At 70.8% G+C, this 14937-nt stretch carries 12 protein-coding genes and 1 pseudogene; 2 read left to right on the forward strand and 11 right to left on the reverse strand.

Annotation, left to right across the window (positions count from 1 at the left end; all coding sequences use genetic code 11):
- Positions 1-184 precede the first annotated feature (184 nt).
- From DK389_RS31725 to DK389_RS31765, 9 genes and pseudogenes are all read right to left on the reverse strand, one after another.
- Positions 185-823, reverse strand: a complete 639-nt coding sequence (locus DK389_RS31725) for a uracil-DNA glycosylase (protein WP_109895826.1) — start codon at positions 821-823, stop codon at positions 185-187.
- Positions 813-1571, reverse strand: coding sequence for a PIG-L deacetylase family protein (locus tag DK389_RS31730; RefSeq protein ID WP_109886651.1), 759 nt, complete (start codon positions 1569-1571; stop codon positions 813-815). Before DK389_RS31730 ends, DK389_RS31725 begins: the two co-directional genes overlap by 11 nt.
- Positions 1572-1580: 9 nt before the next feature.
- Positions 1581-2819, reverse strand: a complete 1239-nt coding sequence (locus tag DK389_RS31735; protein ID WP_109895828.1) for a glycosyltransferase family 4 protein — start codon at positions 2817-2819, stop codon at positions 1581-1583.
- The gene (locus DK389_RS31740) at positions 2816-3694 is read right to left on the reverse strand and encodes a sugar phosphate isomerase/epimerase family protein (RefSeq protein WP_109895830.1); all 879 of its coding nucleotides are present in this window, start codon (positions 3692-3694) and stop codon (positions 2816-2818) included. The genes DK389_RS31735 and DK389_RS31740 overlap by 4 nt, the downstream gene beginning before the upstream one ends.
- On the reverse strand, positions 3691-5280 hold the full coding sequence (locus DK389_RS31745) for a YcaO-like family protein (RefSeq protein WP_109886652.1): 1590 nt from the start codon (positions 5278-5280) through the stop codon (positions 3691-3693). The genes DK389_RS31740 and DK389_RS31745 overlap by 4 nt, the downstream gene beginning before the upstream one ends.
- A 50-nt stretch (positions 5281-5330) precedes the next feature.
- Positions 5331-6362 (reverse strand): Gfo/Idh/MocA family protein, encoded by a 1032-nt coding sequence (locus tag DK389_RS31750; protein ID WP_109886654.1) that lies wholly within the window; start codon positions 6360-6362, stop codon positions 5331-5333.
- Positions 6362-7557, reverse strand: a pseudogene (locus DK389_RS35375) (class I SAM-dependent methyltransferase). The gene DK389_RS31750 and the pseudogene DK389_RS35375 overlap by 1 nt, the downstream one beginning before the upstream one ends.
- Positions 7558-7589: 32 nt before the next feature.
- Positions 7590-8507, reverse strand: a complete 918-nt coding sequence (locus tag DK389_RS31760) for an HD domain-containing protein (protein WP_109886656.1) — start codon at positions 8505-8507, stop codon at positions 7590-7592.
- Complete coding sequence (locus tag DK389_RS31765) at positions 8507-9697, reverse strand: inositol-3-phosphate synthase (protein ID WP_109886658.1); 1191 nt, start codon at positions 9695-9697, stop codon at positions 8507-8509. Before DK389_RS31765 ends, DK389_RS31760 begins: the two co-directional genes overlap by 1 nt.
- 314 nt (positions 9698-10011) lie before the next feature.
- Between DK389_RS31765 and DK389_RS31770 the strand changes: the two genes are divergently transcribed.
- Positions 10012-11139, forward strand: coding sequence for a transglycosylase SLT domain-containing protein (locus tag DK389_RS31770; RefSeq protein ID WP_194075268.1), 1128 nt, complete (start codon positions 10012-10014; stop codon positions 11137-11139).
- 19 nt (positions 11140-11158) lie between these two features.
- Here DK389_RS31770 and DK389_RS31775 read toward each other — a convergent pair whose 3' ends face one another.
- Both DK389_RS31775 and DK389_RS31780 read right to left on the reverse strand, forming a co-directional pair.
- Entirely contained in the window at positions 11159-12790 is a 1632-nt protein-coding gene (locus DK389_RS31775) for a DHA2 family efflux MFS transporter permease subunit (RefSeq protein WP_109895834.1), read from the reverse strand.
- Positions 12787-14013 (reverse strand): HlyD family secretion protein, encoded by a 1227-nt coding sequence (locus DK389_RS31780; protein ID WP_109886662.1) that lies wholly within the window; start codon positions 14011-14013, stop codon positions 12787-12789. Before DK389_RS31780 ends, DK389_RS31775 begins: the two co-directional genes overlap by 4 nt.
- A 209-nt stretch (positions 14014-14222) precedes the next feature.
- Here DK389_RS31780 and DK389_RS31785 point away from each other — a divergent pair, with 209 nt between their 5' ends.
- Positions 14223-14906, forward strand: a complete 684-nt coding sequence (locus tag DK389_RS31785) for an HdeD family acid-resistance protein (protein ID WP_109886664.1) — start codon at positions 14223-14225, stop codon at positions 14904-14906.
- Positions 14907-14937: the final 31 nt, after the last annotated feature.

Below are 14937 nucleotides of genomic sequence, written 5' to 3' on the forward strand. Positions count from 1 at the left end.
GCGTTCGCCTCCGCCGGGTGCGCCGCCCGGGAAAAGCGGGCGGTGGATCATTCCCCGAGCCTGTGCCGGACCGCGGTCCGTTGGCGAGGCATTTAGGGGCAATGGCGGGCAAAGGCCAGCGAGGCGGCTCCGATCCGGCGGTCTCGTCCCGGCCGGACCCGGTGATTCGGCGGTGCGGCGCGGATCACCGTTGCATGAAGCGCAGGCCCGCGAGGTGAGCCGCGGCTTCGGACAGGCCCGTGCGGATGCGTTCGGCCACGCTCGGCGATGTGCAGACGTAGGTCGGGCTCGGATGCGGGATGGCGACGACGGGCAGATCCGGCCGGAGCGCCGCGATCGCCGGCCGCGCCTCGCCGGCGAAGCGCCCGGCCAGGACCGCCACGGCGAGGTGCGGCAACAGGTCGAGGAGCGGCGCCAGATAGGCGGCCGCCGCCTTCGCTTCCACCCGGCGCGGTGCCCGGTTCAGGGCGCCCTCCGCGTGGATCACCCAGGGCACCGCGTTCCAGATCAGGGTGTCCCGGCGCGCGATGCCGGCCTCACGGAGGAAGCGGAACAGGTTGGCGGAGGTCCCCGTCGCGTTGTCGCGGGAGACGAAGCCGGTTCGGAAGATCGCCGGGCCCGGCGTCTCGAGGAGCAGCAGCAGCCGCGCGCCGATGCCGCCGTCGAGTGGGTCGGGATCGGGCACCGGCGCCTGCCGCTCCGCCGCGATGGTGCGGGCCAGATCCCGCAGGGGCGCGAGATGGGGCGATCCGACGAGGGCGCGCCGCGCGGCGAGGATCGCCGGATCGGCGAGGCTCTTCGGCGCGTCGGGTTCAGTCGCCATCGTGCCCCGGGACGCCCGCCGGCAGGGTGCCGGAGACGCGGAAGCGCTCGACCCCACCCTCCTCGGAGAGCCGGCGGGACAGGCCCTCGCGCCCGCCGAACTGGAAGCCGATCTGCGTCCCGTAGGCCGCGCAGGCGGCCGCCTTGCGGACCTCGGCCGCCGGCGTCAGCCGGATCTCCCGCTCCCCGAGATCCGTGAAGCGGGCGCGCAGCGGCTCCTTCGGGGCGGCTTTGCGCACCGTGTAGGGGAAGTCGCGCCACCACAGGACCGGCAGCCTCGATCCGACGGCGTCGAGCGCCCGGACCATCTGGACGTGATCGACATGGCCACCGATCGCCTGAGGGCTCAGGAGAAGATCGGGCCGCACGGCCGCGACGAGATCGGCCAGGGCCCGAGCGAGATCCGGGACGATGGCATCGTCGTCCCGCGTCTCCTCGAACAGCTCGGGTGCCGAGCCGTAGCCGCGGTGCGGCGCCTCCCGGAACGGCAGGTGGGTCGGCGCGGCGATGCCGAGGGCCGCCGCCGCCGCCCGGTCCTCGTCGCGGCGAAGCGCCATGTAATCGACCTCCGCCGGCAGACCCTTGTCGAGCTGGCAGGCGAGCGCGAAGCCCTGCGGCTCGGGCACGCTGCCCGTGAACAGGGTCGCCATGACGACCTGCCAGCCGCCTTCAGCCAGCATCGCCAGCGTGCCGCCGCAGGAGAAGGCGGCATCGTCGAGATGGGGCGAGAGGGCGAGCGCAATGGGCATGGTGCCGGCCTAGAGGAGGTGCGGCTCCGCCCGGAACCGACAGGACGGATCGACGGGCAGGTCCGGCGAGAAGCGCGTGTCCGGATGTGCACCCGCGATCTCGGCGTAGATCCCCATGATCTGGCGGCCGACCGTCTCCCAGGAATAGACCCGGCGGCACTCCTCCAGCCCCCCACCGGCGATGCGGCGGCGCAGCGCCGCGTCTTCGATCACGCGGGCGAGCGCGTCCGTGAGGGCGGCGACGTCGCCGGGCTCGGTCAGGAGCCCGTTCTCCCCGTCGCGCAGGCAATCGGAGACGCCGACCGAGTGGGTCGAGACCACGGCGAGCCCGGCCGCCATCGCCTCCAGGATCGTGTTCGAGAAGCCCTCGGCGTAGGTCGGCGAGACGAAGACATCGGCCTGCCGGTAGAGGTCCGGCACGGTGGCGTAGTCGGCGTAGCCCGTGAAGCGAAGCCGCTCCTCGGGCAGGTCGCGCTCGGCGGCCCGCGCCTGCGCGGCCTCGACGTCGGGGCCGATGCCCGAGATCGTCGCGGCGAACGGCATGCCGCGATCGCGCAGGCGCCCGAGCGCGTCGACGAAATCGAGCACGCCTTTCCGCCGGTCGACGCGACCGTGATAGAGGAGACGAACCGGGCCGGCATGCAGCTCGGGAAGCCCGTCCGCATGGGGCTGCGTGAAGCGCGCCGTGTCGACCGCGCCGGGCACGATGGTGAAGCGGCCCGGGTCGGTGCCGAGGCGCTCGCAGACCTCAGCCACGAAGGAGCGGCCGCCGATGAGGAGCGCGTTGGCGTGGTCGAGAACCGCGCACATGGCGCGCCGGTGCGTCTCGCAGCAGGAGCCGACCCAGTGGCCGTCTCCGCCCTGGATCGAGACCACGTTCGGCACGCCGAGCCGGCGGGAGGCCAGCAGGACCGCCCAGCCGGTCGGGTAGCCGTACTGCGCGTGCAGGACGTCGAAGGGCGCGCGCGCGTGCTCGGCCGCGATCGTCTCGACCATCGCCTCGACGTCGCGCTCGAAGTCGCCGCCCTCCTGCTCGCCGAGCTGCTCGAGGCCGATCACCCGAACGCCCGGCACGGGCGGGGGCGGGCCGCCGCCGTAGACGCGGGTGCCGAAGGCGTCGCCCCGGTACTGGCTGATCATCGTCACGTCATGCCCGGCGCCGACGAGCTCGCGCAGGAGGTTCTGCGCGTAGACGCTCATGCCGGATATCGCCGGGAAGTAGCGCCGGCTGACGAAGCAGATCCTCATCGGACAGGGGTTTCCCGTACGGTCATGTCGGGCGGCGGCAAGTCCGGGCCCGGGCGTCGGCATTGCTTCAGGTATTCGATGGCGGCCGGAATCATCGCGTCCGCCCGGTGGCTCTCGCGGGACAGCTCGACGCAGATGAGCTTGCCGAAATGGATCGCATCGAGGGCGTCGAGCACGCCCGGCACGTCCATGTCACCCTCGCCGAAGGGCAGATGCACGTGGATGCCGCGCGCCATGTCCTCGATCGCCACGGTGCCGATGCGGGGCGCGAATTCGGCGACCGCCGCGGCGGGCTCGCGCTCGCCGGTGACGAGGCAGTGGCCGGTGTCGAGGGCGAGGCAGAGACCCTCCACCTGAAGCGCGGCGAAGTCGTCCAGGGTCTCGACCAGCATGCCGGGCTCGGGCTCCAGGCAGGGCACGACGCCGTTCTCGCGGGCGTAGGCCACCACCTCCTGCAGCCCGTCCACCAGCCAGTGCCGCGCCTCCGCAGGGTCGATTCCGGGCTTCGGCACACCGGCCCAGAAGGACACGGCCTCGGATTTCAGGATCGCGCCGATCTCGATCGCCCGCTTCAGGAAGCCGATCCGGCGGGCGCGGCCCGTCGCGTCGGCCGTCACCAGGGTCGGCTCGTGCTTGGCCCGCGGATCGAGGAGGAAGCGGGCCCCGGTCTCGATCACCGAGCCGAGCCCAAGGCGCTCCAGGCGGCTCGCGACCCGCTCCGCCTCCCGCGCCCAGGTCTCGGCGAAGGGGTCGAGGTGGTGGATGTCGAGGGTGAGCGCGACGCCGTCGTAACCGGCCCCGGCGATGAGGTCGATCGCGTCGTCGAGGCGGTGATTGGCCGCCCCGTTGGTGTTGTAGGCGAAGCGGAGACTCATGCGGCCCGTCCCCTCTGCTCCAGCCGGAACGGCGCGTGGTGCGATTCCGGCTCGCGGTAGAGGGGATAATGGCTGCCGACGATCTCCTCGGCCAGCGCCACGTCGAAGAGCGGCTGACCGCCGAAGCGCTCGATCGCCTCGGGCGTCAGGCGGATCGGGCGCAGGGTCTCGCTCTGCGTGCCGAAGCGGACGAGGGGGTGATCGCGCTCGATGAGCTTCCGGGCGTTGCGCTCGCCGATCCGGTAATAGCTCATGGTCTCGACCTCGAGCCCCGGCACGATCGCCTTGACGACGCCCACCCCGCCGCGCGGCGGCGAGCAATCGACGTAGAGAACGTCGAACCCGGCCTCCAGAAGCCGCTCGCAGGCGATCGCGCCGCGGGCGTGCCCGTCGGCGGCGGGCGTCGTCGGCAGCTCCGCGAAGGCTTTCGTCGCGCGCTCGGAATAGACGGTGTCGGCGAGCACCGCGTGCAGATCCTCCGGCGGCAGCACGATCCATTCGAGCATGGCCTTCAGCGCCCGGCTCTCCTCCAGGTCTAGGCTCGGCAGGGCCTTCTCGATGAAGGCGTGGACGTAGCCCGGCGGCGTGACCCGCTCGGCGAAGGCGAGGGGCCCATGGCCGAAGGCCTTGCGCACCCGCGCCGCCTGGAATTCGAGGAGCGCCTTGCGCAGGGCCCGCTCCCGGTCCGGGTCGCAGGCCTCGCCGCAGGCCGAGAGCGCGATCGGCGTCGGCGCGTCGGCGGGATTCCGGTCGTAGCCGACGACGTAGAGGTTCGTCAGGCCGAACTGGTCGGTGGCGAATTTCGGCAGGGCCCGGATGCCGAGCGATTCCAGCCTTGCCAACATGCCTGAGGTCTCGGGCCCAAGCCCTTGCGAGAGATCGAGCATCACGCCCTGGTCGAGGGCGCGGAACAGGAGGCCGTTGCCGTCCCGCTGCAGCAGTTCCAGCACCCCGTGGCCGAGGGCGAAGGGCACGTCCGGCCCGGCGCCGAGCCCGTTCGTGATCAGGTTCGTGAAGGGCTTGTAACCCTCGGACAGCTCGAAATAATCCGTCGCCGCCACGTCGAGGGGCATCAGCACCGTCTCGCCGGTCGGGTGGCGGGTGGCGGCCGTCCATTCGAGCACGGTGTCGCGGCCCACGGGCGAGCCCGCGGGCAGGCCGAGGGTGAGCGGGTCGGCGACGGAGCGGGCGCCGTGGACCCGCACGAGGTCGTTGTAGGACCCCCGCTCCTTCCTGCGCGGGATCAGCGCCAGCGAGGGCATCAGGTTCTCGGCGATCTCGGCCACCGCGCCGATAATCGCCTCGTCGTCGGTCGCCCCGTAGCCGATGCCGCTCGGCATGGCGCCGACGAAGTAGGGATCGTCGAGGAAGAGCGAGACGAACCAGACCGGGATCCCGGTCCGGTCGAGGGGCGCCAGGGGAAAGCCGACGATGCGCCCTTCCGGCAGCACGTCGAGATAGGCCCGCACGGGCTCCGGAAGGGATTGCGGCAGCCCGTCGATCCGGCGCTTCTGCCCGAACCGATAGGCGCGCGGCGCCTTCAGGCGGGCGTGGCGGGCGCGGTCGTCCTGATCAAGCTCGGTCATGGTCCTCGATAAACCCCGTTCCGCATCGCCGTACGGCCGTTGCCGTGCCCTCAGCGGCCCGCCAGCGGCCCTCCCCGGTGGCGCTCGCTCTCGTAGGCGTCCACCACGAGCCGCATCGTGTGCAGGTCGCGCTCGACCGAGTAGGCGCCGCGTTCCTCCGGGCGGCGCAGGGCCGAGCCGAAGGCGCGCACCTGCTCCAGGAAGGGCGAGGCCTGCGTGTCGAACGCGATCTCCTCCGAGCGGCCGCCAGCGCCGTCCGTGAACGTCACCGTGCCGCCGGCCACCTGCCCCATCGTATCGATCGCGGTGAGCATGCCCCTGGTGCCCACCACCTCCAGCCGGCGCCGGGGCAGCGCGTCGGGGCAATTGTAGGCGACGTGGAGGTTGGCGAGCACGCCCGCACCCGTGCGCCCGATCAGCAGGGCACCGTCGTCGACCGCGTAATCCTGCGCCCGGGCCTGGGTCAGGGCGACGATCTCGGCGATCGATTCGCCGGTGAGGAAGTCGACGAGGTCGATCCCGTGGGGGGCGAGGTCCATCAGCGCGCCGCCTCCCGCTTGGACGGGGTCGATGCGCCAGTTGTCGAGGCCCTCGACGGAGGTCCAGGCCCGATCCAGCCAGCAGGCATAGACGATGCGCACCGCGGTCACGGTGCCGAGGCGGCCTGCCTCGATCAGGGCCCGCATGGCGCGGTGGCCGGGATGGTGGCGCTGGTCGAAGGCGGTGCCGTAGAAGATGCCGCTGCCGCGCACGGCTTCGGCCATCGCCTCGGCATCGCCGAGCCGCGCCGCCATCGGCTTCTCGCAGAGCACGGCCTTGCCGGCCCGGGACAGCGCCACCACCGCCTCGCGATGCAGATGGTTCGGGGTGGCGACGTAGACGGCCTCGATCTCGGGGTCGGCCAGAAGCTCTGGAAGTGTCGCGTAAGCCCGCGCGCCCTCCGCGTCCGCCGCCTGGCGGGAACCCTCGCCCGGGTCGCAGACGGCGACGAGCCGATGCCCGGCAGCCCGGATGCCCGGCGCCATGTAGTCCCGGGCGACCCAGCCGTAGCCGACGATGCCCCAGCCGACGTTGTCGCCCATCACCAGCGCTCCGGCAGGTCGACGAATTCTCGCCGCCTCACGCGCTCGGCCTCGGGCGCGGTCGGAGGCCCGACCCAATCGAGCGCGTCCGGTCCCTCCGAGCGCATCGGGTAGGTGACGATGGCGGCGTATTCCTGCTCGTAGCGCTCCGACGGCCATCGGATCTCGTACGCGCCGGCCCCGTCCGGCGCGTAGAGCGGGTTCAGGCGCAGATGCGTGCCCTCCCGCGGCAGGGTCAGGCCGTCGACGATCGCGCGCGGCGCCGGGCGCATCCCCGGACCCGCCACCACCGAGAAGGCCTCGCAGCCCCGGATCTCGGCCGGCAGGCGGGGCGCGGGGGCGCGGGTCTCCACGAGGGCCTGGGTCAGCTCGGCGTCGTCGTAGACGAGGGCGTCCGGGAACAGCTCCTCGATCTCCTCCGCCGAGACGGCCCGGCCCGCCGAGAAGCCCGGGCGGTCGCTGTTGTGGATGTGGCTCAAGGCCAGCCAGCCGTCATCGCCCGCGTTCTGGCGCAGGCATTCGAGCAGACCCGCCTTGTCGTCGAGGAAATAGAAGGCGTCGTTGCAGACGACGAGATCGACCGGCGCGCCGCTGACGGGCCAGTGGGGCGAGGCCGCGTCGAAGCAGACGAGCTGCGCGCCCTCCCCACCACCCAGTGGCGGGCGACCCAGAGCTTGGCGAAGACCACGTCCGCACCCGCGACCTTGGCGCCGTGGCGCCTCAATTCGCGCAGGTAATGCCCGATGCCGCAGGCGAACTCGAAGACGCAGGCCGGGCCGTTCCAGTGCGCCTCCAGCAGGGCGAGGCCGGCCAGGAAGGTCGGGTCGCTCCAGCGGTGCAGGAAGTAGTCGCCGACGCGGCCCCAGCCGAGGAGGCGGACCGCGTCCCGCAGGCTGGCCTCCTCGCGACCGTGCACGAGGGCCGCGAGATCGGCCGGGTCCGCCGGCGGGCCGTTCCACCAATCGTCCTGGTCGGCGAGCAGCGCCACGAGCGCCTTCTCGCGGCCGTTCTCCGCACCCGCATCGTCGAGATGCGCCAGGACCTCGGCGATGAGGCCGTCCCGGCCGATGCGCAGGTACGGTATGCCGTCGATCACCGGCCAGCGCGCGCCGGTCTCGGCGTCGCGCAGCGAGTGCGGCGTGTCGGAGCGGAGCGCGTTGCCGGTCTCGGGCGAGGTCAGGGTGAAGGGGATCATGCTCTCTCTACCCGCCCCCGTCGCGTTTGCGATCACGGGATGCGCATATCCTTCAGCACCCGATCATGGAACCCCTTCACCGGCCCGGCATGGACGAGTTCCATCTCGCCGAGCACGGTCTCCATGGTGAGCGAGGCGGCGCGCAGGTGCTGGGCGATCTGGAGGACCCGGTCGATCGCATCCGCCGCGTGGAAGGCGCGGCCCTCCGCGGTGGCGTCGTCGGGCAGAACCGCCCGCGCCCGCTCGATCGTCGCGCGCAGGGGCGGCTCGAGCGCGTCGAGCGCCCATTGCGTGGTCCGCGCCATGATCGGCCCGAGATGGTCGCCGAGCAGCATCTCGCCGGTGAAGCCCGCATCCGGCATCGCCGCGTTGTGGAAATGGTGCGCCATCGCCGCCAGGAACACGGTGGTGGGGTCGGCCCGGTAGAACGGGCTCAGCACCACGCCGTAGACCGCGACCATCAGGCAGTGCTCAGCGTGATTCTCCGGCGGCTCCAACAGGATGCGGGGCTTGCCCGGGCAGGTCACGCCCGCCCGCGGCTGCTGCGCCAGCGCCGCGACGAAACCCGGCAGCGGACCGGCCACCAAGTTGTCCCGCTCTCGGAGCCGTTCACGCAGCCGTCCGCGCAGATCGGCCTCGACCTCGGGCGTCACCGCTTCGAAGCCCGCGACCAGCACGTCGCCGATCGCGGCCTCGGAGAGGCCCGCTGCCGCCAGGAAGGCGTCGTCGAGGTCGCAGAGTCGGCAGGCGGCGAGCGTCTTGGCGGTGATCTCCAGGGCCACGGCCTCGGGATCGGCCCCGCCTGTCAGAGCGCTCCAGCCCTGCGCGAAGAGACGCTCCGCGACCGAGCCCGTCCGTCCGGCCGAGCGGACGCGCTTGAGGTCGTTCAGCTCGACGAGAAGCTCGCGGAGCGCGACGGGTGCTGCGGCGCCCTCGAACGGGCCCGGCATCAGTGCACGCCGAGCCAGTCGAGCAGCATCTGCTCCTGCTTGCCGAAGGCGTGCTCCGGCCCGTGGCCGTTCTTCACCATCGGCGCCTTGAAGAAGGTCGAGAGCTGTTCCTGCACGCCGCCGTCGCCGCGCTTCTTGGCGAGGTCCAGCACGCGGGCGATCTCGATGACGAGCGGCGCGGCCAGGATCGAGTCCTTGCAGAGGAAGTTCACCTTGATCTGCATCCGCTGGCCAAGGAAGCCGGTGACGTCGATGTTGTCCCAGGCTTCCTTGTCGTCGCCGCGGGGACGGTAATAGTGGATGTGCACGAGGTGGTCCTCGACCGGGTAGCCGAGGATCGAGTCGAGCACCGTGCCCTTGGTGTTGAGCTTCGATTGCAGCGAGCTCGGATCGTTGAGGGCGAGGCCGTCGCGGTTGCCCAGGATGTTCGTCGAGAACCAGCCGTCGACATGGAGGGCGCGGGCCTTCAGCGCCGGCGCCAGCACCGTCTTCATCATGGTCTGGCCCGTCTTGCCGTCCTTGCCGGCGACCGGGACGTTGAGCTCGCGCGCGAGTTCCAGGAGAGCGGGGACGTCGGCCGCGACGCTCGGGGTGAAATTCGCGTACGGCACGCCGCTCTTGATCGCCGCGTAGGCGTAGAGCATCGCCGGGCTGATCGACTCGTCGCTCGCATCGAGACCCTTCTCGAAGGCGGCCGAGGAGTTCAGCACCGGCTCGCTGAGATCGGGCCAGCGCTCGGTCGAGGCGAGGTTGACGACGACCACCTCGTCGAGGTTGCTCTCCTGGCGGAACCGACGCAGGTCGTTGGCGATGATCGAGACCGTTTCGCGGTGATCCTTGGCGACGATGCGGTTGCCACCGTCGATGTTCTTGCAGAACTTGGCGCTGCCGACCGCCGGCCAGGGCGTGATGCCCTTCAGGACCTGGGCGCCGTTCTCGATGTCCTGCTTGGTGAGCACGCCGTGGCCCGCCGCGGCGGAGGCGAGGTCGTCGCTGTTGAGGTCCCAGCCGCCGAAGACGAGATCCTTGTAGTCGGCCATGCCGGCGACGGGGACGTTCGCGAGCGGCAGGCCGTCGAGCCTGTTCGATCCCGATTTGATCATCTCGATGCCGGCGATCGCTGTGGTGGCGACGGCGCCACCCATGCCAACGAACGCAACGCCGACGCGGCGACCGGTCTGCATGCTCATCGGAACCGAACTTCCTTGCTGTGAAGACGCGGGGGCGTCGGACGGGCCAGGAGAGCCAGCCCCGCGTGGGACTAGGTAACTGGCTCCGCCAGGCTTCGTTCCAAGCCCCGCTCGGACAAATTTCTGCCTCCGTTCCCCTGAACCGCGCCCGAACGAGCCGTTAAAAATTCGTGAAAGCGCAGAGTTAACCGACTCTTAAGGGTGCCACGGTTGGATCACCCGGTCGTCCCATTGTGGACACAGCGGGCGGCGACATAGCCGCCACTTGATCGAAGCCGCGCCCAAGCAAGCCGCGGCACGACAAAGGAAGAATGATGGGGGTTTTCCCGGAGCCGGCGCATTGCGCCGACGACGCGAGCCGTCTCGTGCCTGGCGAGACTGTGGATCAAGATCAGACCGTAGCGTGGCTGCTGCGGGCCGAGCCGAAAAGACAGGGCCGACGCCGTGCCAATATTCGCCGTCGTCTGCTGACGACTATGCTAGCCGGTCTCGTCGGCTTCAGTTTGCCGCAGAGCGCGCTGGCCCCGGCCTCCGCCCACGACCGCATCGACGAGCGCGCCTTCGCGGCCCGCGATCTCGCGAGCCGGACGGGCCCGGAGAGGCCGTCCGACTGGGGCGGCGTGCCACTGCTCGACCAGGAGCCGGCCACCACGGCCCTCATCGCGAGCGATCTCGCCGCCCTGCCCCAGCCCCGCACCGGAACCGGGGACGAGATCCTTCGCTTCGGCGAGATGAGCGTGCCGCGCTCGATCGTCGAGACGATCCTGCGCGCCTCCGCCGAGGCCGGGGTCGACCCCGTCTACATGATGGCGCTCGCCGACAAGGAGTCGAGCTTCTCGACCCGGGCCAAGGCCGCGACCTCGTCCGCCGAGGGCCTGTTCCAGTTCGTCGCCGCGACCTGGCTGGAGATGATCCGCGACTTCGGTGCCCGCTACGGCTACGAGGATGAGGCCGCCGCCGTCACCGGCCGGGGCGGCGCGATCACCGTCTCGGGCGAGGGCATGCGCGAGCGGGTGCTGCGCCTGCGCCGCGACCCCTACGTCGCCTGCCTGATGGCGGCCGAGCTGATCAAGCGCGATCGCGCCCGGATCGAGGCCCGGATCGGGCGCGACCTGAAGACATCGGAACTCTACCTCGCCCATTTCTTCGGCACGTCGAGCGCCGGCCGCTTCCTGGCGCTGAGCGCCGAGCAGCCGGGCATCGTCGCCTCGAAGGAGTTCCGCAGCGCGGCCCGGGCGAACCGCTCCCTGTTCACGGAGAAGGCCGGCAAGGGCCGCCGCGGCCTGACGGTCGCCGAGGTCTACGAGAAGATCGACGACATGATCGACCGCCGCCTCAACCAGTACGAGGGCGTCGCGGCCCTCGCCGAGACCTTGGTGAGAGATGTGCGTGAGGACGGCCGCGTGAAGATCACCGACGCCTCGCTGCCCGAGATCCGCTGAGGCTCGTTCCAGCTGGCCGTCAGTGGCCGGCCGGCGCCTCGCCCTCGCGCTTGACCCGGCTCAGGATCATCGCGAGGGGCACGGCCGACGCCGAGACGAGGGCCAGCGCCCAGAACACGTCGATATAGGCTAAGAACGCGACCTGCTGGGCGAGCTGCTGGCCGATCCAGGCGGTGGCCTGCCCCTGCGCGTCGACGCCGGCCGCCCCGTGCTGCGCGAAGTAGCGCGTGGCCCGCGCGAGCGTCTCCTGGTAGGCGGGCTCGGTCGGCGTGATGTGCTCCACGAGCCGGCTCTGGTGGAATTGCTGGCGGTAGGCGAGGATGTTCTGCGCCAGCGAGACGCCCATCGAGCCGCCGACGTTGCGGGCGACGTTGATCAGCGCCGAGGCCTGATCCGTCTGCGAGGGGTCGATGCCCTCGTACGAGGCGGCCGTGATCGAGATGAAGATCATCGGCAGGCCGATGCCGATATAGATGCGCGACCACGCGAAGAACCAGAACGTGCTGTCGCCGTAGAGGCGCGTGAGGTCGTACATCGCGAAGGCGACGATCGTGGCGCCCGCGGCGATCAGGTATTTCGGCTGTATCGTGCCCGAGACGCGCCCGATCACGAGCATCATGAACACCGTGACGAGGCCGCCCGGCGCCAGCGCGAGGCCGGCGAGCGTCGCCGTGTAGCCGAAGTAATCCTGCACGATCTGCGGGATGAACTGCGTCGTCGCGATCAGGATCGCGCCGGTGGCGAGCATCACGAGGAAGCAGGCGCCGAACTGGCGCTTGCCGAGAAGCCGCAGGTCGACGACCGGGTTCTTGCGGGTCAGCTCCCAGGGAATCATCAGGACGAAGGCGAGGACGCTCAGGATCGCGAAGGTGACGATCAGGTTCGAGCCGAACCAGTCCTTGCGCTGCCCCTCGTCGAGGACGACCTCAAGCGAGCCGAGGAAGGTCGCCACCAGCAGGAAGCCGATCAGGTCGAAGCGCACGCCCTCGCGCCGCAGCCGGCGACGCTCCCGCTTCGCCGAATCCGGATCCTCCAGCAGGACGTACATCAGGCCGAGGGCGAGCAGGCCGATCGGCCCGTTGATCAGGAAGCACCAGTGCCAGGACACGTTGTCCGAGAGCCAGCCGCCGAGCGTCGGCCCGACCACGGGCGCCACCACCACCGCGAGCCCGTAGAGGGCGAAGGCCTGCCCCCGCTTCCGGGGCGGGAAGGAATCCGCCAGGATCGACTGCGCCAGCGGCGCCATGCCGCCGCCGCCCAGCCCCTGCAGCACCCGGAAGACGAGGAGTGATCGCAGGTTCCAGGCGAAGCCGCACAGAACCGAAGCGACGGTGAAGAGCGCCACGCTCCACATGAAGAACGCCTTGCGGCCGTAGCGCTTGGCAAGGAAGCTCGAGGCGGTGAGGACGATGGCGTTGGCCACGAGGTAGCTTGTCACCACCCAGGCCGCCTCGTCGGGGCCGACCGCGAGGCCGCCGGAAATGTAGCGGAGCGCGACGTTCGCGATCGTCGTGTCGAGCACCTCCATGAAGGTCGCGAGCGACACGACGAGGGCGATGGCCCACGGGCTGTGCCCGCCCGCCGCCTTCGGCAACGCCCCGGATCTTGATCCCGACCGACCCCCGCCCGCCGCGGCGGCGCCCACGCTCATCGCACCCGCACCGTAGGAACGATCGACATGCCGGGTCCGATCGAGACGTCGCGGGGCCAGTCGTCGACGACGATCTTCACCGGGATGCGCTGGACGACCTTGACGTAATTGCCGGTGGCGTTCTGGGCCGGCAGCAGGCTGAAGGCGGTCCCCGAGCCAGGCTGCACCGAGTCGACCCGGCCGTGGATCTTGCGGTTCGGGTAGGCGTCGATCTCGATCTCGGCGCTCTGACCCGGCCGCATGTCGGTGATCTGCGTCTCCTTGTAGTTCGCCGTCACCCATTTCTCGTCGGGAACGAAGGTCGAGAGCGATTGACCGGCCTGCGCAAACTGGCCCTTGGCGCCGGAGAGCTGGACGATGCGGCCGGGCTGAGCGGCCATCACCGTCGTGTAGCCGAGGTTGAGTTCGGCCTGTGCGGCCTGGGCGCGGGCGGTGGCGAGGCTAGCCTCCGCGCTCGCCCGCTGCGCCTCCAGCGAACCGATCTGCTTCTGCGCCGAGATGACGCTCGCCCGCGCCCTCTGCAGCGAGGCTTCCTGCTGCTCCAAGTTCGAGGTCGATTGCTGCGATTGCTGAACCGTGCCGGCGCCGCGCGTAGCGAGGTCCTTGTAGCGGGCGGCATCCGCCTTGGCGAAGTCGAGGGCGGCCTGCGTCTGGGTCACCTGCACGCTCGCGACGTCGATCTGCGCCTTCTGCGCCTCGATCTGCGCGTCCACGTTCTGGATCGAGGCCTCTGCCGAGGCGATCTGCGCCTGCGCCTGCCGGACGGCCACGTCGTAATCGCGCCGGTCGATCTGGAAGAGCGTGGTGCCGGCCTCGACGTGCTGATTGTCGGTGACCGGCACGTCGACGACGTACCCCGAGACCTTCGGAGCGATCGTGAACTGGCGCGCATCCACGAAGGCGTCGTCGGTCGATTCGTAGGGGTGCAGGGAGACGAGCCAGTAGAGGTAGCCCGCGACGCCGAGGGCGATCACGGCAAGCGCGCCGAGGCCGAACCAGATCGGGTGACGGCGGATCACGCTCGGGCGCTTCCCCTTCGCCCGTTCGTCATCGTCGTGACGTTTTCCGGCTTGGTCGCCCTCGGAATCGGAGGCCTGCCCGCCGTCGGATCCCTCGCGGGCCACCCCGGCCCCGTCGAGGTTCAGGACGTCGCGGGCGCTTGCGCGCGCAGCATCGTGGGGTCGAGCGCCGTCCTGCGGCGCGCCCTGCCGGTCATCAAGCATCGGTCCATCGTCCGCAAACGTTCCGAAGCCGCGCGAACGACCCGAAACCCTCGATAACCCGCCTCGTCCCTGCAAAGACTGACGGGCGCGCAAGGTTCCGCTCGGCCTCGACAGGGCTGGACTGCTGGAAACGCCGCCGCGTGCGATGCGGTCAGCGGCCGAGATCCGGCTTCGCGGTCCCTTTCCGCCCCCTCGGAGGAGCTTCTGCCATGACGACCGGCAACCCCATCAACCCTCCCCACATTGCGGGCGCGACTCCGGCCGTGCCGCCCCTCGTCGGCGCCGCCCGCCTCGACGCGATGAGCATGGTGCTCGCGCGCAACTGGTGGCTGGTGGCACTTCGCGGACTCTGCGCCATCCTGTTCGGTGTGATCAGCCTCGTGGCGCCGCTCGCCACGATCCTCACACTCGTGATCTTTTTCGCAGCCTACATGCTGGTCGACGGCGTGGTCGGCATCGTCGCCGCGGTGCGGGCGGCGCAGCGCCAGGAACGCTGGGGGCTGCTCCTGTTCGAGGGCCTGCTCGACATCGTCGTCGGCGTCGTCGCCTTCCTGATGCCGGCGGCCGCGGTCTGGGCCTTCGTCTACCTCGTGGCGCTGTGGGCGCTCGTCACCGGCGGCCTGATGCTCGCCGCCTCCTTCCGGCTGCACCTGAATTACGGCCGCTGGTGGCTGGCGCTCGGCGGCGTGATCTCGATCCTGTTCGGGATCGCGCTGCTCATCAATCCGGGCATGTCGGCTGTGGTGCTGACGTGGTGGATGGGCGGCTACGCCGTCGCCTTCGGCATCATGCTGCTGATCCTCGCCTTCCGCCTGCGCGGACGGCACGAGGAGGCCGGACGGCCGATGCCGAGCGCGCCCGGGGGCGCGACGCCGCCCGCCCCCGCCGCGTAGCGCCGCCCGCCTCATCCGGTCTAAAAGGGCG

This window comes from Methylobacterium durans (assembly GCF_003173715.1).
GTDB classification, from domain to species: Bacteria; Pseudomonadota; Alphaproteobacteria; order Rhizobiales; family Beijerinckiaceae; genus Methylobacterium; species Methylobacterium durans.

Bases quoted from the DNA above. Each gene is read 5' to 3' on its own strand.
- DK389_RS31775 (WP_109895834.1), bottom strand. From the start codon at position 12,790: ATGAGCGTGGGCGCCGCCGCGGCGGGCGGGGGTCGGTCGGGATCAAGA.
- DK389_RS31760 (WP_109886656.1), bottom strand. From the start codon at position 8,507: ATGCCGGGCCCGTTCGAGGGCGCCGCAGCACCCGTCGCGCTCCGCGAG.
- DK389_RS31765 (WP_109886658.1), bottom strand. From the start codon at position 9,697: ATGAGCATGCAGACCGGTCGCCGCGTCGGCGTTGCGTTCGTTGGCATG.
- DK389_RS31745 (WP_109886652.1), bottom strand. From the start codon at position 5,280: ATGACCGAGCTTGATCAGGACGACCGCGCCCGCCACGCCCGCCTGAAG.
- DK389_RS31730 (WP_109886651.1), bottom strand. From the start codon at position 1,571: ATGCCCATTGCGCTCGCCCTCTCGCCCCATCTCGACGATGCCGCCTTC.
- DK389_RS31725 (WP_109895826.1), bottom strand. From the start codon at position 823: ATGGCGACTGAACCCGACGCGCCGAAGAGCCTCGCCGATCCGGCGATC.
- DK389_RS31785 (WP_109886664.1), top strand. From the start codon at position 14,223: ATGACGACCGGCAACCCCATCAACCCTCCCCACATTGCGGGCGCGACT.
- DK389_RS31780 (WP_109886662.1), bottom strand. From the start codon at position 14,013: ATGCTTGATGACCGGCAGGGCGCGCCGCAGGACGGCGCTCGACCCCAC.
- DK389_RS31740 (WP_109895830.1), bottom strand. From the start codon at position 3,694: ATGAGTCTCCGCTTCGCCTACAACACCAACGGGGCGGCCAATCACCGC.
- DK389_RS31770 (WP_194075268.1), top strand. From the start codon at position 10,012: ATGGGGGTTTTCCCGGAGCCGGCGCATTGCGCCGACGACGCGAGCCGT.
- DK389_RS31750 (WP_109886654.1), bottom strand. From the start codon at position 6,362: ATGGGCGACAACGTCGGCTGGGGCATCGTCGGCTACGGCTGGGTCGCC.
- DK389_RS31735 (WP_109895828.1), bottom strand. From the start codon at position 2,819: ATGAGGATCTGCTTCGTCAGCCGGCGCTACTTCCCGGCGATATCCGGC.